Below are 18,782 nucleotides of genomic sequence, written 5' to 3'. Positions count from 1 at the left end.
CGCCCCCGCAGATTTCAGGGCGTCGCGCTAGGTGATGAGATCTCCATCGGATGCAACTCTGGACGTAAACGGCAGGAGCGAACGCAGTGTCTGAATGGTGTCCGCGTCGGCGGGCAGCTTGTCCTCACGGTACTGCCGCACGCGGGCGAACCGCAGCGCGATCCCGCCGGGGTACCGGCTCGAGCGCTGCACGCCGTCGATCGCGATCTCGACGACGGTCACCGGCCTGAGGTAGACGGTGTGCGCGTCCCGGTGGGACTCGAGAACCGGGAAATGCTCGGTCTGCCAGCGCAGGAGCTCATCGGTGAGGCCCTTGAAGGTCTTGCCGACCATCACGAACCCGCCGGGCTCGCCGAACTCGCCGCCCGGATCGAAGGCGCCGAGGTGGAGATTGGAGAGCCAGCCGCGCCGTCGGCCGCTCCCCCACTCCGCGGCGAGCACCACGAGGTCGTAGGTGTGGACGGGCTTGACCTTGATCCAGCTCGATCCGCGCCGCCCGGCGGCGTAGGGGGAATCGATCGCCTTGACCACGATCCCCTCATGGCCGGCGGCGAGTGCTTCCCGGGAGATCCTCTCGGCGTCTTCTGGCTCGGCGGTCACCTCGCCGGGGACGACGAGCTGCGGGGCGAGCCGCTCGAGCTCGGCGCGGCGCACCGCGAGCGGCTCGTCGAGGAGGTCCCTGCCGTCCACGTGCAGGACGTCGAAGAACCAGGGGCGCAGCAGGGTGTCCCGGCTGCTCTCGGCGCCGAAGCGGGACATCGTCTCCTGGAACGGCCGTGGCGCCCCGCCGTCGTCGAGCGTGAGCGTCTCGCCGTCGAGGATGACGTCCCTCACGGGCATGGCGCGCACCGCCTCGACGACCTCGGGGACACGATGCGTGACGTCCGCGAGGCTGCGGGTGAAGACCCGCACGTCCTCTCCCGCCCGATGCACCTGGATGCGCGCGCCGTCGAGCTTGAATTCGACGGAGGCCTTCCCCGTCGAGGCGAGCGCCTCACTCGGCGTGGGCGCCGAGGCGGCGAGCATCGGCAGCACGGCGCGCCCGACGACGAGGCCGACGGCGGCCAGCTCCTCCTCGCTGCCCGTCACCGCGAGCCGGGCGGTTTGTCCCAAGTCGCCTGAGAGCATGGCGGCGCGCCGGACGAGGGCGGCCGGGCGGCCGCCCGCGGCGGCAAGAGCATCGATGAGCACCCCCTCGAGGGCACCGAGCCGGAGCTCGCCCAGCAGCACGCCCACGATGAACCGCTGCTCCGCCGCTGTGGCGCGCGCGAGGAACTCCTCGAGCAGCGCGCTGCGGGCCGCTCCCGACCCGGAGCCGGAGGTGCTGGCGAGGCTGTCCAGAAGCCTGTCGAACTCCCCGACCGTGAGCGACGGCTCCGCAGCCGGTTCGACCCCGCCCTGCAGCTGGGAGAGCCCCCGCCAGCCGACGCCGACCCGGCCCTGCCGCGGCTTCGCGACGAGCAGCCCGGCTGCGATGGCGATCTCGTCCGGCGACTGGTCCGCGAGCCGGCGCAGAAGATGCGCGAGCGTCTCGACCTTCGCGCGCCGTGAGCCGGTGGCGGCGACCGCCTCGGCAGTGGAGACAAGCTCGTCGAGCAGCATGGGGCCAAGTCTCGCACCCCGGCCGCCCGGCCGCAGGGAGGTGCCCGGTTCCGGTCTAGGACGCCTTGCGGCGCCCCATGAAGACCGCGAGGAGGAGTGCGAGGAGAGCCGTCGCGACGAGGAGCAGCAGCCCAATGGCGTACGAGTGCTGCTGCGCGTTGTACGTGGCTCCCATGACGAGCGGCGGGAAGTAGCCGCCGAGGCCTCCGGCCGCGCTCACGACTCCCGTGACCGCACCGACGGTCCCTGCGGGAGCCTGCTTCCCGACCCAGGCGAAGACGCCTCCGGTGCCGAAGCCCAGCGCCGCGGCCATGGCCAGGAAGGTCAATCCCGTGGGCACCTCGGGGGGCGGCTGCATGTTCACGACGAAGGCCAGGATCGCGACTCCGGCGAGCGAGGCGAGGACCACCCACCTCGGTCCGATGCGGTCGGCGATGATGCCGCCGATGGGCCGCGCGATGACGGCCGCGAGCGCGAAGCCCGCAGTACGCGTCCCGGCCGCCGTGAGGTCGAAGCCGTAGATGTCCCTCAGGTACGTGGGCAGGTACGTGCTGAACGAGACGAAGCCGCCGAAGACCACGGCGTAGAGGAAGCAGAGCTGCCAGGTGACGGGCATTTTGGCCGCGGCAACCAGCTTGCCGAAGCTGCCGTGAGTGACCGGGGTCCAGGTGGGCGACTCGCGCATGAAGAAGAAGACGATCGCGGCCATGACCACGAGGAGGACGGCGATGATGACGTGCGTGGGCCAGTAGCCGAAGGCCGTGACGAGGCGGGGAGTCAGGAAGGCCGAGAGCGCCGTGCCGCCCATTCCCATGCCGAAGATGCCGGTGGCGAATCCCTGCCGGCTCTTCGGATACCACGCCGCCGAGAAGGGGATCCCGGCCGTGAACACCGTTCCGGCCACGCCGAGGAAGAAGCCGACCACCAGCAGGAGCGCGAAGGACTTCAGGCTGCCGGCGAGAGCGACGAGCAGCACGAGGGGCGCGGTCAGCAGGAGGATGACGATCAGGAGGCGCCGGCCGCCGAACTTGTCCGTCAGGACGCCGACGGGCACGCGGCCGACGGCGCCTACGAGCACGGGCATGGCCACGAGGGCACCCGTCTGCGCCGCGTTGAGCCCCAGATCGTGCGCGTACCTCGTGCCGAGCGGAGCGATGACCGTCCAGCCCCAGAAGCCCACGACGGAGGCCAGGGTGGCGAGGGTCAGGTTCAGCGCCGCCCCCGGCCGCGCGGCGTCCGCGGCGGCCGAGGGGTCGGCGGTGGGTCGGGGGGTCGGATCTGCGGTGCTCACGGCTCCTCCTGGCTCTGGACTATCCTCGACGGTCCCGGTCTCGGGTACCGGTGGTCTCCCACCCGCGCCGGCTCTCGCGCGCGCCCGGCGCCGGACCCTCGTCGCGGGTGCGGTACACGATGTACGGGCGGAACAGGTAGTGGAACGGTGCCGTCAGAGCGTGCACGAGGCGCGTGAACGGCCAGATCGCGAACAGGATCATGCCCACGAGCGTGTGGAGCTGGAACTCCCACGGGGCTGCGGCCATGGCGGCGATGTCGGGCTGGAACACGAACAGCGAGCGGAACCAGGGGCTCACGGTCTCCCGGTAGTCGAACGCGTGGGCGGTCGGCTGGGTGGCGCTCACGAGCGTGACCCAGACCCCGAGCGCGATCGCGCCGACGAGGAAGACGTACATGGTCTTGTCATTGCGCGTGGTCGCCATGAAGACGGGACCGGTGGTGCGACGCCGGATGATCAGCAGCACGATGCCGAGCAATGTCGAGACGCCCGCGAGGAGGCCCACGGACAGCGCCATGGCGTGGTAGAGCCCCTCGGTGACTCCGACCGCTTCGGTCCACGACTTCGGAATCACGAGGCCCACGAAGTGGCCCGCGATCACGAACACGAGTCCGTAGTGGAACACCGGGGAGCCGATCCGCAGGAGCCTGGACTCGTACAGCTGGGACGACCTCGTGGTCCACCCGAACTGGTCGTAGCGGTACCGCCAGATGCTTCCGCCGACGAGGAGCAGCACCATGAGGTACGGGGCCACGCCCCAGAGCAGGACGTCCATCAGTGCGCTCCTTCACTGCTGTAGCGGGGTTCACCGGCGAGCGGCAGGAGCCGCGGGTCGAACGGTTCGAGGCCCACCTGCTCCACGGGGGGCCCGGCCAGTGCCATGGCCTCGGCCCGGTTCGTCGGCGACGGTCCGGGAAGCGTGGCGCACACGGCCTCGAGGACTGGTGCGTACACCGGCGCGTCGGCAGCGAGCTCGATGCGCAGCAGCTCGAGGCTCGCCCGGTACTCCGAGAGGATCGAGCGCCCAGCCGTGAGGTCGACACGTGCGGCGAACTCGAGCACGAGCGGCAGGAAGTCCGGGAGCTCGCCGTCGAGGTCGACCACCCAGCCGCTGTCCCGATACCGCTGCTTGAATGCGGCAAGGGCCTCACCCCGGCGGCGAGTGTCCCCGTCCGTCCAGTAGGAGAGGTGCAGGGCGTGGCGCCGCGACAGGTCGAAGGTGTCGACGTAACGGCGGCAGGCGACTGCCTCGTCGTCGTGCGCGAGCTGCGACGCCGTGGTCTCGAGGAGCTGCGGCAGCGGGCCCGGCAGCTCCGCGAGTGCCGCACGCAGGGTGGGCAGCATGGCCTGGAGGCGGGGTCCCGGGTAGTCCAGGAGGGCCGCCGCCGCCGCGTACAGCACGCGCTCGTGCGCGCCGCTGCGCGACTCCTCGGAGCTTCTCGCCTTATTCCGCACGGCCGTCCCCCTTCGGTGGGAACAGCCCTTCGGGTGCGCCGCGCCCGTCCCAGTTCAGGAGGTTCACCCGTCCCCGGAGGGAGCCCGGCTGGGTTTCGGCGTCTGAGGTCTGGCGCTCCCTGAGGGCGTGGAAGGTCTCGACGGCCACCGGCACCGGCCGGCCGCTGCCCTCCCCGAACGCGTCGGAGGGGTACATCCCGGGGCCGTCCTCGAAGTCGAGGGAGCAGCCCATCTCCTCGAGGTTGTGGGCCTGCTCGACGTGGGCCTTCGGGATGACGTAGCGCTCGTTGTACTTGGCGATGGCCATGAGGCGGTACATCTCCTGGACGGTCTGCCCGTCCATGCCGACGTCTGCCGCGATCGACTCGTCCGCCCCCGTCCCGAGGGAGATGCCGCGCATGTACGCCCGCATCGCCGCCAGCCGCCTCAGGACGCCGTCCACGATGGATGTGTCCCCCGCGGTGAACAGCTCAGCGAGGTATTCCGAGGGGATCCGCAGCGACTCGATGGCGCCGAACAGGGTGCCGGCGTCCTCGGCGTCATGGCCCTGGCTCGAGAGCAGGTCGACGATCGGAGAAAGCGGCGGGACGTACCAGACCATCGGCATGGTGCGGTATTCGGGATGGAGCGGCAGGGCCACGCGGTAGACCTTGGCGAGCTTGTAGATCGGCGAGCGGCGGGCGGCCTCGAGCCAGTCCTCCGGGATGCCGTCGCGGCGCGCCGCGGCGATGACCTCCGGGTCGAACGGATCGAGGAGGAGGTCCAGCTGGGCCTCGTACAGGTCCTTCGGATCAGGGGTCGACGCCGCCGCGGTCACCGCATCGACGTCGTACAGGAAGATGCCGAGGTACCTCAGGCGCCCCACGCAGGTCTCGGAGCACACCGTGGGCAGCCCGATCTCGATGCGCGGGTAGCAGAAGGTGCACTTCTCGGCCTTGCCGCTCTTGTGGTTGAAGTACATCTTCTTGTAGGGGCAGCCCGTGATGCACTGGCGCCATCCGCGGCAGCGGTCCTGGTCCACGAGCACGATCCCGTCCTCGGCGCGCTTGTAGATTGCGCCGGAGGGGCAGGAGGCCATGCACGAGGGGTTGAGGCAGTGCTCGCAGATGCGGGGCAGGTAGAACATGAAGGTCTGCTCGAACTCGAACCTGATCTTCTCGTTCGCCTCCGCGCGCTGCTGCTCGCGCAGCTTCGCCACGATGGGGTCCAGCTCGCCCTTCTGCGGCGCGCCGCCGAGGTCGTCATCCCAGTTGGCGCTCCAGGTGACCTTCGTGTCCTCGCCCGTGATGAGCGACTTGGGCCGGGCCACCGGGAAGTCGTCGCCGAGGGGCGCCTCCACGAGGGTCTTGTAGTCGTACGTCCAGGGCTCGTAGTAGTCCTGGAGCTCGGGCTGGACGGGGCTCGCGAAGATCCCGAGGAGCTTCTTGACGCGGCCGCCGCCCTTGAGGCGAAGCCGTCCGCGCCGGTTGAGCTCCCATCCGCCCCGCCAGCGCTCCTGGTCCTCGTACTGGCGCGGGTAGCCCTGGCCGGGCCGTGTCTCGACGTTGTTGAACCAGACGTACTCGGTGCCGGCCCGGTTGGTCCAGGCCTGCTTGCACGTGACGGAGCACGTGTGGCATCCGATGCACTTGTCCAGGTTCATCACCATGCCCACCTGGGCCATCACCTTCATGACGCTGCCTTTCCGTGCTGTCCGCGCCCTCCCTGACGACGTGCCATCAGTACGTGACCTCCTGCGAGCGCTTGCGGATCGTCGAGACCATGTCCCGCTGGTTGCCGGTCGGTCCGAGGTAGTTGAACGCATACGCCAGATGGGCGTAGCCGCCGATGAGGTGGGTGGGCTTGACGAGGAGCCGCGTGGCCGAGTTGTGGATGCCGCCGCGGCGGCCGGTTGCCTCGGACTTCGGCACGTCGATCGTGCGTTCCTGCGCGTGGTAGACGTATACGACGCCGGCCGGCATGCGGTGGCTCACGATCGCACGGCCCACGAACACGCCGTTGGCGTTGACGCACTCGATCCAGTCGTTGTCCGCCAGATCGAGCGCCGCCGCGTCCTCGGCGCTGATCCACACCGTGGGGCCTCCGCGCGAGAGCGAGAGCATGAGCAGGTTGTCCTGGTATTCGGAGTGGATCGACCACTTGCTGTGCGGGGTGAGGAACCGCACCGTGACCTCCATGCCGTCCTGGCCGAGGCGGGGCTCCCCGAAGAGCCGGTGCATGTCCAGCGGGGGCCTGTAGATCGGCAGCGCCTCCCCGAGGTCCCGCATCCAGTCGTGGTCGAGGAAGAAGTGCATCCGTCCCGTGAGCGTGTGCCACGGCTTGAGCCGCTCGACGTTGATGGTGAACGGCGCGTAGCGGCGCCCGCCCGTCTCGGACCCTGACCACTCGGGCGAGGTGATCACCGGCACCGGGCCCGCTTGGGTGTCGGCGAACCGGATGGCCTTCTCCTCCGACCCTTCGGCCAGATCGGCCAGATGCCTCCCCGTTCGCTTCTCCAGCTCACGGAACCCCTGCACAGCGAGTTCACCATTGGTGGTGCCGGAGAAGGTGAGGATCGCCTCGGCGAGCTTCGCGTCCGTGTCGATCGCGGGCATCCCTGCGGCCACGCCGCTGGACATGACTCCGTTCGCGCCCGCGAGCCTGTCGAGGGCGTGCCCGAGCTCGAAGGTGACTCCCTTGACCGTGAAGCCCTTCTCGCGGGCCAGCGGGCCGATCGCGGCGATCTTCTCGCCGATTGCGGTGTAGTCCCGCTCCACGACCGTGACCGACGGCATCGTCACCCCCGGCACGGCGGGCACGCCGGAATCGCGCCAGTCACGCACGACGCCGCCGGGCTGGGCGATCTGTCCCGGCGTGTCGTGCTGGAGCGGCACAGTGACGAGGTCGCGACGGGTCCCGAGGTGCTTGCGGGCCAGCCGGGACAGCTCCTCGGCCAGCAGGTGGAACATCTCGAAGTCCGTCTTGGTCTCCCAGGGCGGGTCGATCGCGGGGCTGAAGGCATGCACGTAGGGGTGCATGTCCGTGGAGGACAGGTCATGCTTCTCATACCACGTCGCTGCGGGGAACACGATGTCGGAGAGCAGGGTCGTGGACGTCATGCGGAAGTCCGCGGACATGAGCAGGTCGAGCTTGCCCTCTGGCGTCTCGTCGTGCCAGACGATGTCCCGCGGGTGGGGCATCTCGGACTCGAGCGCCGTGCCCATGACATTGTTGTGGGTGCCGAGGAGGTTCTTGAGGAAGTACTCGTTGCCCTTTGCGGACGAGCCGAGGAGGTTGGAGCGCCACAGGACGAGCGTGCGGGGCCAGTTCTCCGGCGCGTCGACGTCGTCGATCGCCGAGTGGAGCGTGCCGCTCTTCAGCTGCGCCGCGACATAGGCGCCCTCGGACTCCGCCGTTCCCGCATCCACGGCAGCACGCGCCTCGTCCGCAACGTCGAGGGGGCTCCTGTCGAACTGCGGGTAGAACGGCATCCAGCCGAGGCGGGCCGACTGCGCGATCGCGTCGGCGGTGTGCATGCCCTCGAGGTTCCCCTCGGACAGGGGCGAGGTGAGGGACGCGGCGGAGTAGCCGTCATTGCGCCACTGGCCCGTGTGCATGTACCAGTAGGAAGTCCCCGTCATCGTACGGGGCGGCCTGGACCAGTCCAGGGCGTTGGCGAGGGAGACCCACCCGGTGAGGGGCCGGGTCTTCTCCTGCCCCACATAGTGGGCCCACCCCCCGCCGTTGCGGCCCATCGACCCTGTCAGGAGCAGGAGTGCCAGCACGGACCGGTACGTCACGTCGCCGTGGAACCACTGGCAGATGCCCGCGCCCATGATGACCATGGACCGGCCCTTCGACTGCTCCGCATTGCGGGCGAACTCCCGGGCGATCCGCAGGCACTGGGCCATCGGGACATTCGTGATGCCCTCCTGCCATGCCGGGGTGTAGGGGACAGTCGCGTCGTCGTAGCCCGAGGGCCACATGCCGGGAAGCCCGGGCCGGGACACCCCGTACTGGGCGAGCATGAGGTCGAAGACCGTCGTGACGGTCTTCCCGGCCACCGTGCGCACCGGCACGCCCCGCCGGAGCACGCTGCCCGTGCCGTCCGCCGCCTCGAAGCACGGAAGCAGCACCTCGGCGACCTGCGAGGGCGGGGCGACCCCACCGCCGTCGTTCGCGGAGAGCAGCGGATCCACGTCGCCGAGGTCCAGGTTCCAGCGTCCCTCGTCCGCGGCGTTGTACCGGAAGCCGATCGATCCGTTCGGCACCACCGGCTCGCCTGTGCCCGCATCGAGCAGGACGGTCTTCCAGGCGGCGTCAGCCTGGTCCTCCTGGCCGGGCAGGTCCGCCGCGGTGAGGAACTTGCCCGGAACCAGCCCGTCGCCGTCGGGCGAGGGGACAAGGGTGATCAGGAACGGCAGGTCCGTGTACCGCTTGGCGAAGTCCGTGAAGAAGGGCACCTCTCGGTCGAGGTAGAACTCCTTGAGCATCACATGGCCCATGGCCATCGCGAGCGCGGCGTCCGTGCCGGCCTGCGGGGCCATCCACTCATCGGCGAACTTCGTGTTGTCCGCGTAGTCGGGGCTCACCACCACGACCTTGGTCCCGCGGTAGCGCACCTCCGTCATCCAGTGCGCATCCGGCGTGCGGGTCACCGGGACGTTCGAGCCCCACATCATGAGGTAGGTCGAGTCCCACCAGTCCCCCGACTCCGGGACGTCCGTCTGGTCGCCGAACACCTGTGGGCTCGCCACCGGGAGATCGGCGTACCAGTCGTAGAAGCTCGTCATGACCCCGCCGATGAGCTGGATGAACCGCGTGCCCACGCAGTGGCTCACGATCGACATCGCAGGGATCGGGGAGAAGCCCGAGCAGCGGTCGGGCCCGTACTTCCTGATCGTGTGGACGTGCGCGGCGGCGGCGATCTCGATGGCCTCGTTCCAGCTCGCGCGCACGAGGCCGCCCTTGCCGCGGGCCTGCTGGTACCGGCGGCGGCGCTCGGGGTCCGAGACGACGTCCGCCCACGCCTCGACAGGATCGCCGAGCCGGTGCTTCGCCTCGCGGTACATCTCCAGCAGCGGTCCGCGGATGTACGGGTAGCGCACGCGGGTCGGCGAGTACGTGTACCAGGAGAAGGCTGCGCCGCGGGGGCAGCCCCGCGGCTCATACTCGGGCCTGTCCGGGCCCACCGACGGGTAGTCGGTCTGCTGGGACTCCCACGTGATGATGCCGTCCTTGACATACACCTTCCACGAGCACGAGCCCGTGCAGTTCACGCCGTGGGTTGAGCGGACCACCTTGTCGTGGCTCCACCGGTCCCGGTAGAACACATCCCCGGCCCGGCCCCCCTCGCGGAACACGGCGCGGCCGTCGTCGGTCTCCTCCCAACGTGTGAAGAAGCGCCCCATCGCGAGCATCGCGTCCGACGCACTGCCGTCCAGTCCAGTATTGATCGGTCCAGCTGCCATGGCCTCACTCTATGGACGTCCAGATGAGGCCGGAAGTACCCAGCCCCTAAGGCAGAGAAGTATGCGCTAATTTGATGCGAGTTTTCCCTCGGGGCCGTTCCCGAAGGTCCTGGCGTCCTCGAGCGCGGCCGCCACATTGCGCGTGAACAGCACGAGCCAAGCGAGGATCACCCCCGCGACGACGAGCTCCATCGCCGTCATGTTGTAATACCCGAGGGGCCACCAGAGCATGACAGAGACCACCGCCGCACCCAGCATCGCGAACCCCGCCGCGTAGAACGCCCGGCTGAGGCCGGGCAGCCATGCGGGGGCGCGGAGCACGAGCAGCGTGTAGACCGCGGTCATCGACGTCGCCATCGTGTTGTGCGCGGGCATGAAGACATCCACCGGGATCAGCCCCGTCACGGCGAGGAACGCGCCCACGAGGACGACGCACGTCAGGACGGGCCGCTCACGGCTCGGCCGCGCCCCGCCGTCCGTCCTCAGGCGGTGGAGGTCCAGTGCCCTGAGGTCGCGGGTCATGTACTCCGCGAGGAGCGCGATCACGGCACCCGCGGTCACGAGGGTCCCGTTGAACGCGAGCGCCACGCCGTAGTCCTCCGAGCCGAGGACGCTGAAGTTGACCTCCCACCAGTCCGAGCGGTTGGTCGTGACCATCGAGGTCATCACCCCGGCCGCGAGGAACGTGGCCAGCAGGTTGGAGAGCGCGTAGCTGTCCATGCGCGAGCCCGACTGGTAGGAGCCGAACGAGGCCAGGGCCGCCGAGACGGCCGTGAGCAGCGCGGCGGCGAAGGCATCCAGCGTCACGCCCATGAAGGCCTTCTGGAAGATCTGGAAGCTCGCCCACGTGACCATGAAGGCGATTGCGGCGTGCGCGAAGGAGAGGGCCACGAGCCCCAGGACCCGGCGCCACAGCGGCCGCTCGGCGAGCCAGCTCCGGTCCGGGTCCGTGTACGAGCGGCGGTACGCGACGGCGAACGCCACGAGCGCCGCCGCTCCTGCGACGAGCGCCGCCACATCACCCACGCCCTGGTCCCCGGAGAGGGCGGGGCGGCGCCCCGCGAAGACGACGGGTGCGACGGCGAGGCCCCCCGCCGCGGCGGTGAAGGCCGCGAGCAGGGCCCGCGCCTCGGTCGCGGTGGCGGACGACGGCGCCTTGGGCCTCTCGCGGGGCACTCGCCGCGTGCTCGGCGGCCGCCCGGCAGGCTCCGCGCGCCCGGCGCTGCCCGCACGCCCGGTCGACTCGGCCGCGTCCCGGCTCACGCGAGCCTCCGGTACCACTCGCCCTCGTACCCGGCGGCCCGGAACCCGAGCGCGGCGTTGATGGCGAGCATGGGCGCGTTCTCCTCTGCGTTGATGGTGATGACCTTGCGCGCCGACGGGTAGGCGGCCAGGTATTGCGCGAGATTGGCGAGCTTGATCCAGAGGCCGAGCGAGCGGCCTCGGTGCCCGACCCGCACCAGGGTGTCGTCCTGGTCTGCCACGGCCTCCTTGCCGGGCCGGATCCACAGGGCGGTGTACGCGGCGAACTCGCCGCTGCCGCGGTGCCGCGCCACGGCGTAGAGCGGGACGGTTCCCGCGTCGGAGAGCATCTCCTCGAGCGCCTCGACCCGGGCCGCGTCCCATACCGCCGCCTCGCACCGGTCCTCCCCCTGCGGAGCGTCCTCCGACATGCGGGCGAAGAGCTCTGCCATCCCGGCACGGTGCTCGGCGGGAATGCCCTGCCACGTGAGCAGCTCGTACTCCCCCAAGGCCCGGGCCGCGGCCTGCGCCTCGAGGGCCGGCCACGCCTCGCGGTGGGCGGCAAGGTCCAGCTCGCTGGAACGCACCACCTGGCTGAGCGCGAAGCCGGCCGCCTGCGCGAACCGGACCTCGCGCGCCCCGGCAGGCAGCGCGCCCGTTCCCGTGGACGGCACAACCACGTCATCGGTGCACTGGGCACCCGTGCTCGCCGGGACGAGGCCTGCCACGGCCTGCTCGGCCTTGCCCGGCCCTGCTCTGCGTGGCGCGGGGTGCTCGGTGAAGGTGCTCGCCACGGTGCGGCCGCGCCGTCGTGCCTCATCAATGGCCGCGCCGAGGAGGAGGCGGCCGACGCCCCGGCCCGTGTATTCGTCCAGCACCTCGGCGCGGACCCGGGCGCGGTCCAGGTCCTCGGTGAGCGGGACCTGGCAGATCGCACGGCCCACCATCCGGCCCCGGTCCCGGACGAAGTAGAGCGCGGTGGACTCGTAGTCGCTGTCCCTCCACACGCGCAGCCGATACTGGGGCGGCGAGCAGCGGTCGTCGTGGCCCCACACTTCCCGTTGGATGGCGTCGGTGAGCTCCGAGAACTCGAGGAACTCGCCCGCGCCCGGACCGGCCAGGTCCTCAGGCAGGGTGAGCCGCTCGACGTCCATGGCGGCCAGTCTAGCCAGCAGGTCCCTGAGCCGTGCTCAGCGCGCGGCCGCCTGTGCCGGACACGGGGAAGGGCCCCCTCCCGCGAGCGGGAGAGGGCCCTGATGCCGCAGCCTGGGGGTCGGTCAGTCCTCGATGATGACCTTCGTAGCGTTCGGGTCGAGCTGGATGCCCGGGCCGAACGTGGTGGCGACGGTCGCCTTGGTGATGTAGCGGCCCTTCGATGCGGAGGGCTTCAGGCGAAGCACCTCCTCCAGCGCGGCCGCGTAGTTCTCGGCCAGCTGGCGAGCACCGAACGAGGTCTTGCCGATGATGAAGTGCAGGTTCGAGTGCTTGTCGACGCGGAAGTCGATCTTGCCGCCCTTGATGTCCGTCACGGCCTTGGCCACGTCCGGGGTCACCGTGCCGGTCTTCGGGTTCGGCATGAGGTTGCGGGGGCCGAGGATCTTGCCGAGGCGGCCGACCTTGCCCATGAGCTCCGGGGTCGCGACGGCGGCGTCGAAGTCCGTCCAGCCGCCCTGGATGCGCTCGATGAGGTCGTCCGCGCCCACGACGTCCGCGCCCGCAGCCTCGGCCGCGGCGGCCTTGTCACCGGTGGCGAACACGACGACGCGGGCGGTCTTGCCCGTGCCGTGCGGAAGGTTGACCGTGCCGCGGACCATCTGGTCCGCCTTGCGCGGGTCGACGCCGAGGCGGAACGCGACCTCAACGGTGGCGTCCGTCTTCGACGGGTTGGTCTCCTTGGCGAGGGCCACGCCCTCGGCCGGAGCGTACAGCTTCCCGGCCTCGATCTTCGCGACCGCTGCCTCGTATGCCTTGCTGCGCTTTGCCATGCTGCTCTTGATCTCCTTGTGCAGGTGTGGTCATGTGGGCCGCGCTCGGCCCTGCCACGTACTTCTCAGGTGGGGTCGGGGACCCCGGGGATGAACGGGTACGCTCAGCCCTCGACGGTGATGCCCATGCTGCGGGCAGTTCCCGCGATGATCTTCTTCGCGGCCTCGACGTCGTTGGCGTTGAGGTCCTCGAGCTTGGTCTTGGCGATCTCCTCGACCTGGGCGTCGGTGAGCTTGGCGACCTTGACGGTGTGAGGCGTGGCCGAGCCCTTCGGAACACCGGCAGCCTTCTTGATCAGCTCAGCGGCCGGCGGGGTCTTCGTGATGAAGGTGAAGGAGCGGTCCTCGTAGACCGTGATCTCGACGGGGATGACGTTGCCGCGCTGGGATTCCGTCGCGGCGTTGTACGCCTTGCAGAACTCCATGATGTTGACACCGTGCTGACCGAGCGCAGGGCCGATCGGCGGGGCCGGGTTGGCGGCGCCTGCCTGGATCTGCAGCTTGATGAGGCCGGTGACCTTCTTCTTGGGAGCCAATGTAGGGTCCTTTTCTTCCTTGCGTTTCCTGGAGCAGCAGGAGCGCCGCCCAGGTGATGACTGCCTTGGCGAGGCAGTCGGCCGCCCCGGGTCCGGAAGGCGTCCGGATCCGGGGCGAAGTCTTCAGTTGTGCGAAGCCCTGAGGACGGGGGCGTCGCTAGATCTTCGAGACCTGGTTGAAGGCCAGCGTCACGGGCGTCTCGCGCTCGAAGATCGACACGAGCACCACGAGGGTCTGCGACTCGGGCTTGATCTCGGAGATCGTGGCAGGAAGGGTCTCGAACGGGCCCTCCTTGACGATGACGGACTCGCCGACCTCGAAGTCGACCGCGACCGGCGCGGCCTGTGCCTTCTGGCCCGCCTTGCCGGCAGCCTTCGCCTCGGCAGCCTGCTCGGCCTCGAACACCGGGGCGAGCATCGAGAAGACCTCGTCCAGGGTCAGCGGGACCGGATTGTGCGCGTTGCCGACGAAGCCGGTGACGCCCGGGGTGTGGCGGACGGCGCCCCACGAGGCGTCGGTGAGGTCCATGCGCACGAGCACGTAGCCGGGAATGCGGACCCGGTTGACGATCTTCCGCTGGGCGTTCTTGATCTCGACGACTTCCTCCATCGGGACCTGGATCTCGAAGATGTAGTCTTCCATGTCCAGCGTCTGGATGCGGGTCTCGAGATTGGCCTTCACGCGGTTCTCGTAGCCCGCGTAGGAGTGGATGACGAACCAGTCGCCCGGCTGGCGGCGCAGCTTGGCCCGGAACTCCTCGGCGGCCTTCGCCGCGGCCTCGGCGGGGTCGACAGCCTCAGGGGCTTCAGCCGGCTCCGCGCCGTCAGCCAGCTCAGTGCCCTCAGCGGCATCCGGGCCGGCGGCCTCGGCCGGCGCGTCACCAGCGCCGAGATCCTCATCGGCGAGGTCCGCGCCCGTGGAGGCCTCGTCGTCGTGCGCTGCCTCGGCGGACACGGCCTCGGCAGCATGGGCGTCCTCCTGGTCCGCATCGTCGGTGTCGAGGGAAACGGCAGGCGCCGGGGCAGCGGCGGCGTCGGAGAAGGCAGGCTCGAACGCCGACTCCTCGTGCTCGTTCCCGCGATCCTCGAGCTCGTGCTCAGACACTTAGTCTCCTGCTTTCCTCGTACGGCTAACTCGTCTGCGTTGTTAAATGGCTCATCCGCACACCCCGGCCCGGCCCCGGTCTCCCGGCGCGGGCCGCGGTCTGCGGAGCGGTCCTACTTCGACGTGGACGTCCCATCGAAGACCCAGCCGACGCCGGTCCCGAAGAGGAAGTCGAGGACGAACACGACCGCCATCATCACGACAACGAACCCCAGCACCACGAGCGTGTAGTTCAGGAGCTCCTGCCGGGTCGGCGTGACCACCTTGCGGAGCTCGCCGATCACCTGCCGGACGAAGAGCGCGATCCGGCCGAAGAAGCCAAGCTTCCTGGCCTGCTTGGGGCGGCCCGAACTGCTTGAAGCCGTCTCGGTCAACCGATTCCTCGCTCACTCGCTGAAGTTCCAGCAGGGCTTCCCCGCTGGATCCGTTCTGTGGGTGCTGGAAAAGCCCGGAAGTGGTTCCGGGCTGGTTCCTGCGCAGGGCAGACAGGACTCGAACCTGCAACCTGCGGTTTTGGAGACCGCTGCGCTACCAATTGCGCCACTGCCCTTCGGTGGCAAACCACCTGACACGCCGATTCGCCGTGGACCACCTTACCAAGGATCGGTGCGGGTTCATGCCCTCACGACCCGGCAGGGAGGAACCACTCACGGGATCCGGCGCCGAGGATCAAGTCTACGCATATTCGCGATCCACGTCGAACCGGGGAAGGCCCGGCGCCCGTGGGAGCCGGTGCGGGACGGCCGCGAGCGCCTAGAGTAGTGAGCACGAGTCAGGCACATGCTCGCCGCCACAACGAAGGGAATGCCCCATGACCTCCGCCCGCGTGTCCCAGCGCATCGGATCCATCGCAGAGTCCGCCACCCTGGCCGTCGACGCGAAGGCGAAGGCGCTCAAGGCAGCGGGCCGGCCCGTCATCGGCTTCGGCGCCGGAGAGCCCGACTTCCCCACCCCGGACTACATCGTGGAGGCCGCCGTCGCCGCCGCGCGCCAGCCCCGCTTCCACCGGTACTCCCCCGCGGGCGGCCTGCCGGAGCTCAAGGAGGCCATCGCGGCGAAGACCAAGCGCGATTCCGGCTACGAGGCCGCCGCATCCCAGGTCCTCGTGACCAACGGCGGCAAGCAGGCGGTGTACAACACGTTCGCGACGCTCCTCGATCCGGGCGACGAGGTCCTCCTGCCCACGCCCTACTGGACCACCTACCCCGAGGCCATCCGCCTCGCAGGCGGGGTCCCTGTCGAGGTCTTCGCAGGGCCCGAGCAGGGCTACCTCGTCACCGTGGACCAGCTCGAGGCAGCGCTCACGGAGCGCACCAAGATCCTCCTCTTCGTCTCGCCCTCGAACCCCACCGGCGCGGTGTACTCGCCCGAACAGACCCGCGAGATCGGCCAGTGGGCCGCGTCCAAGGGCCTGTGGGTCGTGACCGACGAGATCTACGAGCACCTCACGTACGACGGCATGCCCTTCACCTCGATCGCGACGGCCACACCGGAGCTCGGGGACAAGGTCGTCATCCTCAACGGCGTCGCCAAGACCTACGCGATGACCGGATGGCGGGTGGGCTGGATGATCGGTCCCGCCGACGTCATCAAGGCAGCCACTAACCTCCAGTCGCACGCGACCTCCAACGTCGCCAACATCTCCCAGATGGCGGCCCTCGCCGCCGTCTCCGGGCCGCTGGACGCCGTTCAGGAGATGAAGGCCGCATTCGACCGACGGCGCCGCACCATGGTGAAGATGCTCTCGGAGATCGACGGCGTGAACTGCCCCACGCCGCAGGGAGCCTTCTACGTGTACCCCGACGTCCGGGACGTCCTCGGCAAGGAGATCGCGGGCGTCCGCCCGGCAACCTCGGCCGAGCTCGCCGCGCTCATCCTCGACAAGGCCGAGGTCGCGATCGTCCCGGGCGAGGCGTTCGGCCCCAGCGGGTTCGTGCGGCTCTCCTACGCGCTCGGCGACGACGACCTCGCGGAAGGCGTGGGCCGCATCCAGGAGCTGCTGGGCACCGCCAAGTAGCCCGGCAGGGTCACCAGATGCGGCGGTCGGCCGCCCATCGCGAGAGCTCGTGCCGGTTGGTCAGCTGCAGCTTCCGCAGCACCGCGGAGACATGGGTCTCGACCGTCTTGACCGAGATGAACAGCTCCTTCGCGGTCTCCTTGTAGGAGTAGCCGCGGGCGATGAGCCGCATGACGTCGAGCTCGCGGGCAGACAGCTTGTCGAGCTCGTCGTCCGCCACGGACGCGGTGCCGAAGGCGTCGAGCACGAACCCGGCGAGGCGGGGAGAGAAGACCGCGTCCCCGTCAGCAACCCGGATCACGGCGTCGGTGATCTCGGGGCCCGAGGCCGTCTTCGTCACGTAGCCCCGTGCGCCGGCGCGGATTGTGGAGACGACGTCCTCGGCGGCGTCCGAGACGCTCAGCGCGAGGAACCGGACTGCAGGCAGGAGGGCGGCACAGCGCGTGAGCACCTCACGTCCGCCGCCGCCCAGCCCGCCGGGCAGGTGGACGTCCAGCAGAACCACCTGCGGACGCAGCTCCTCGACGGCCCGGACGGCGCCCTCCACCGTCCCGGCCTCCCCGACAACGCGCACGCGCTCGTCGAGGTCCGCCTTGAGGCCCGAGCGGAAGATGGTGTGGTCGTCCACGATCACGACCGTCACGGGCTCGATCAGCGCGCGGGACGCTTCTGGCTCCTGGCTCATGGTTCCTCCGTCCTCTGGGGCAGCTTCAGCCGCACCTCCGTGCCCTGCGGCCCGCTCACGATCACGGCCTCTCCGCCATGGCGCCGCATCCGCCCGACGATCGACTCGCGCACACCGAGGCGGTCCTCGGGCACGGCCTCCGGGTCGAACCCCTCGCCGCGGTCCTTGATGAACACCTCGGTGGCATCCTTGCCGCACTCGGCATACACCGACACGGGCCCGGCACCGTGGCGCACGGCGTTGAGCATCGCCTCGCGGGCAGCCTGCAGGAGGGCGTCCTGCGCCTCGGCGGCGACCAGCGCTTGGTGCCGGCCGCCGTCGGGCCCTGCCTCGGCCGGCGAGCCGGGTTCGCTGCCGCCCACGGTCACGACGTCGATCGGCACGCCATGGAGGTCCTCGACTTGGCCCGCGAGCGCCGCGATGCGGTCTGCGAACGTGCCCTGGCCGCCGCGGGCGTCACGGTACAGCCACTCGCGCAGCTCACGCTCCTGTGCGCGGGCGAGCCGCGTCACGTCTGCCTCGCTCCCGGCCCGGCGCTGGATGAGGGCAAGGGTCTGCAGGACCGAATCGTGCAGATGGGCAGCGATCTCGGCCCGCTCTTCCTCGCGGACCCGTGCCGCGCGTTCCGTGCCGAGCTCGCGCCAGAACTTCAGGCCCCATGGGAGCAGGACGAGGCCCACGCCGGCGAGCACCGCGAACGAGGCCAGCAGCGCCATGCCGAGGACGTTCCACTGGCTCCCCGAAACGGCGAGCGTCACGCCCGCGACCACGAGCACGAGTCCTGCGCCGAGACGGAGCCAGCCGGTCCATCGTTCCCCGCTGGCACCGCGGACGAGCTTCTCGCGCCGCGCCTCGTCCAGCTGCATCCAGGCCAGCGCCGCGCCGCCGAGGATGGCAGCGACGGGCACGACCGTGTCCAGCGGAACCGGCACCCCGATCAGCGGGCCGCCGAGGGCCACGGCCCCGAGGAGGAGCACGACGCCGAGCAGCACCTCCCGCGCGTAGCGCGGCATCTGCGGCGCTTCACGCTGGCTCGGGGCCGAAGGTGCCGGCGAGCTCACGGTCGGAGCGATCGGCGAGGCCGGCACGCGTGCGCGGCGCTTCCCGGCCTCCGCCGCGGTGGGGACCATGATCCAGAGCCACCCATACAGCACGATGCCGGCCCCGCCGAGGAGCGCGGCCCCGGCCATGACCCACCGGACCACGTCGACCCTCAGGCCGAGATGGCGGGCCAGGCCCGAGCAGACGCCGGCGATGAGGCGGTCCTCGCCCCGCACGAGCGGCGGGCGGCCCATGGCGGTCTCCATGCATCCATCCAAGCACCCTTGAGAGTGCTCAGGGTGCTCGAGAGGCGCGTTCCGGGGTCGGTTCAGGGTCCGTTCAGGGTCTCCCCCCATGGGTTCGCTGCCCGCGC

The 18,782-nt window shown here is 70.1% G+C and carries 15 protein-coding genes and 1 tRNA gene; 1 reads left to right on the top strand and 15 read right to left on the bottom strand.

All coding sequences use genetic code 11. From position 1 onward, the window contains the following. Positions 1-27: 27 nt before the first annotated feature. From IE231_RS16360 to IE231_RS16300, 13 genes are all read right to left on the bottom strand, one after another. Positions 28-1,602: an ATP-dependent DNA ligase gene (locus IE231_RS16360; protein ID WP_189695061.1), complete on the bottom strand. Its 1,575-nt coding sequence runs from the start codon at positions 1,600-1,602 to the stop codon at positions 28-30. Between the two features lie 55 nt (positions 1,603-1,657). Beyond that, a complete protein-coding gene (locus IE231_RS16355) occupies positions 1,658-2,893 on the bottom strand; it encodes an MFS transporter (protein ID WP_189695060.1) in 1,236 nt (411 codons plus the stop codon). Positions 2,894-2,912: 19 nt separating this feature from the next. Beyond that, a complete protein-coding gene (gene narI, locus IE231_RS16350; RefSeq protein ID WP_189695059.1) occupies positions 2,913-3,668 on the bottom strand; it encodes a respiratory nitrate reductase subunit gamma in 756 nt (251 codons plus the stop codon). Next, positions 3,668-4,348 (bottom strand): nitrate reductase molybdenum cofactor assembly chaperone, encoded by a 681-nt coding sequence (gene narJ / locus IE231_RS16345; protein ID WP_189695058.1) that lies wholly within the window; start codon positions 4,346-4,348, stop codon positions 3,668-3,670. The genes narI and narJ overlap by 1 nt, the downstream gene beginning before the upstream one ends. Further along, positions 4,338-6,020 (bottom strand): nitrate reductase subunit beta, encoded by a 1,683-nt coding sequence (narH, locus tag IE231_RS16340; protein ID WP_189695057.1) that lies wholly within the window; start codon positions 6,018-6,020, stop codon positions 4,338-4,340. Before narH ends, narJ begins: the two co-directional genes overlap by 11 nt. Before the next feature lie 46 nt (positions 6,021-6,066). Then, positions 6,067-9,798 (bottom strand): nitrate reductase subunit alpha, encoded by a 3,732-nt coding sequence (locus tag IE231_RS16335; protein ID WP_189695056.1) that lies wholly within the window; start codon positions 9,796-9,798, stop codon positions 6,067-6,069. A 66-nt stretch (positions 9,799-9,864) separates the two neighbouring features. Further along, positions 9,865-11,061, bottom strand: coding sequence for a hypothetical protein (locus tag IE231_RS16330; RefSeq protein ID WP_189695055.1), 1,197 nt, complete (start codon positions 11,059-11,061; stop codon positions 9,865-9,867). Next, positions 11,058-12,194, bottom strand: coding sequence for a GNAT family N-acetyltransferase (locus tag IE231_RS16325; RefSeq protein WP_189695054.1), 1,137 nt, complete (start codon positions 12,192-12,194; stop codon positions 11,058-11,060). The genes IE231_RS16330 and IE231_RS16325 overlap by 4 nt, the downstream gene beginning before the upstream one ends. 123 nt (positions 12,195-12,317) lie before the next feature. Beyond that, positions 12,318-13,025, bottom strand: coding sequence for a 50S ribosomal protein L1 (rplA, locus tag IE231_RS16320; RefSeq protein ID WP_189695053.1), 708 nt, complete (start codon positions 13,023-13,025; stop codon positions 12,318-12,320). A 104-nt stretch (positions 13,026-13,129) separates the two neighbouring features. Then, positions 13,130-13,561, bottom strand: coding sequence for a 50S ribosomal protein L11 (gene rplK / locus IE231_RS16315; RefSeq protein WP_043119418.1), 432 nt, complete (start codon positions 13,559-13,561; stop codon positions 13,130-13,132). Between the two features lie 157 nt (positions 13,562-13,718). Then, positions 13,719-14,666, bottom strand: a complete 948-nt coding sequence (gene nusG, locus IE231_RS16310) for a transcription termination/antitermination protein NusG (protein WP_374189469.1) — start codon at positions 14,664-14,666, stop codon at positions 13,719-13,721. A gap of 113 nt (positions 14,667-14,779) precedes the next feature. Further along, positions 14,780-15,040: a preprotein translocase subunit SecE gene (secE, locus tag IE231_RS16305; protein WP_189695052.1), complete on the bottom strand. Its 261-nt coding sequence runs from the start codon at positions 15,038-15,040 to the stop codon at positions 14,780-14,782. Between the two features lie 103 nt (positions 15,041-15,143). Beyond that, a tRNA-Trp gene (locus IE231_RS16300) sits at positions 15,144-15,216 on the bottom strand. Between the two features lie 261 nt (positions 15,217-15,477). Here IE231_RS16300 and IE231_RS16295 point away from each other — a divergent pair. Continuing rightward, the gene (locus tag IE231_RS16295; protein WP_189695051.1) at positions 15,478-16,683 is read left to right on the top strand and encodes a pyridoxal phosphate-dependent aminotransferase; all 1,206 of its coding nucleotides are present in this window, start codon (positions 15,478-15,480) and stop codon (positions 16,681-16,683) included. 10 nt (positions 16,684-16,693) lie between these two features. On the opposite strand, the gene IE231_RS16290 is transcribed toward IE231_RS16295, so the two are convergent. Then, a complete protein-coding gene (locus IE231_RS16290) occupies positions 16,694-17,368 on the bottom strand; it encodes a LuxR C-terminal-related transcriptional regulator (RefSeq protein ID WP_189695050.1) in 675 nt (224 codons plus the stop codon). Then, on the bottom strand, positions 17,365-18,675 hold the full coding sequence (locus IE231_RS16285; protein WP_189695049.1) for an ATP-binding protein: 1,311 nt from the start codon (positions 18,673-18,675) through the stop codon (positions 17,365-17,367). Before IE231_RS16285 ends, IE231_RS16290 begins: the two co-directional genes overlap by 4 nt. Between the last annotated feature and the right edge of the window lie 107 nt (positions 18,676-18,782).

It is taken from the genome of Sinomonas cellulolyticus (assembly GCF_014656475.1).
Lineage (GTDB): Bacteria > Actinomycetota > Actinomycetes > Actinomycetales > Micrococcaceae > Sinomonas > Sinomonas cellulolyticus.
The sequence above is the reverse complement of the archived record's forward strand: the minus strand, read 5'-3'. Positions and strand labels throughout refer to the sequence as shown.

Excerpts from the sequence above, each read along its gene's own strand:
- IE231_RS16335 (WP_189695056.1), bottom strand. The coding sequence starts at position 9,798 with ATGGCAGCTGGACCGATCAATACTGGACTGGACGGCAGTGCGTCGGAC.
- narH (WP_189695057.1), bottom strand. The coding sequence starts at position 6,020 with ATGAAGGTGATGGCCCAGGTGGGCATGGTGATGAACCTGGACAAGTGC.
- IE231_RS16290 (WP_189695050.1), bottom strand. The coding sequence starts at position 17,368 with ATGAGCCAGGAGCCAGAAGCGTCCCGCGCGCTGATCGAGCCCGTGACG.
- IE231_RS16325 (WP_189695054.1), bottom strand. The coding sequence starts at position 12,194 with ATGGACGTCGAGCGGCTCACCCTGCCTGAGGACCTGGCCGGTCCGGGC.
- narI (WP_189695059.1), bottom strand. The coding sequence starts at position 3,668 with ATGGACGTCCTGCTCTGGGGCGTGGCCCCGTACCTCATGGTGCTGCTC.
- IE231_RS16295 (WP_189695051.1), top strand. The coding sequence starts at position 15,478 with ATGACCTCCGCCCGCGTGTCCCAGCGCATCGGATCCATCGCAGAGTCC.
- rplA (WP_189695053.1), bottom strand. The coding sequence starts at position 13,025 with ATGGCAAAGCGCAGCAAGGCATACGAGGCAGCGGTCGCGAAGATCGAG.
- IE231_RS16285 (WP_189695049.1), bottom strand. The coding sequence starts at position 18,675 with ATGGAGACCGCCATGGGCCGCCCGCCGCTCGTGCGGGGCGAGGACCGC.
- IE231_RS16360 (WP_189695061.1), bottom strand. The coding sequence starts at position 1,602 with ATGCTGCTCGACGAGCTTGTCTCCACTGCCGAGGCGGTCGCCGCCACC.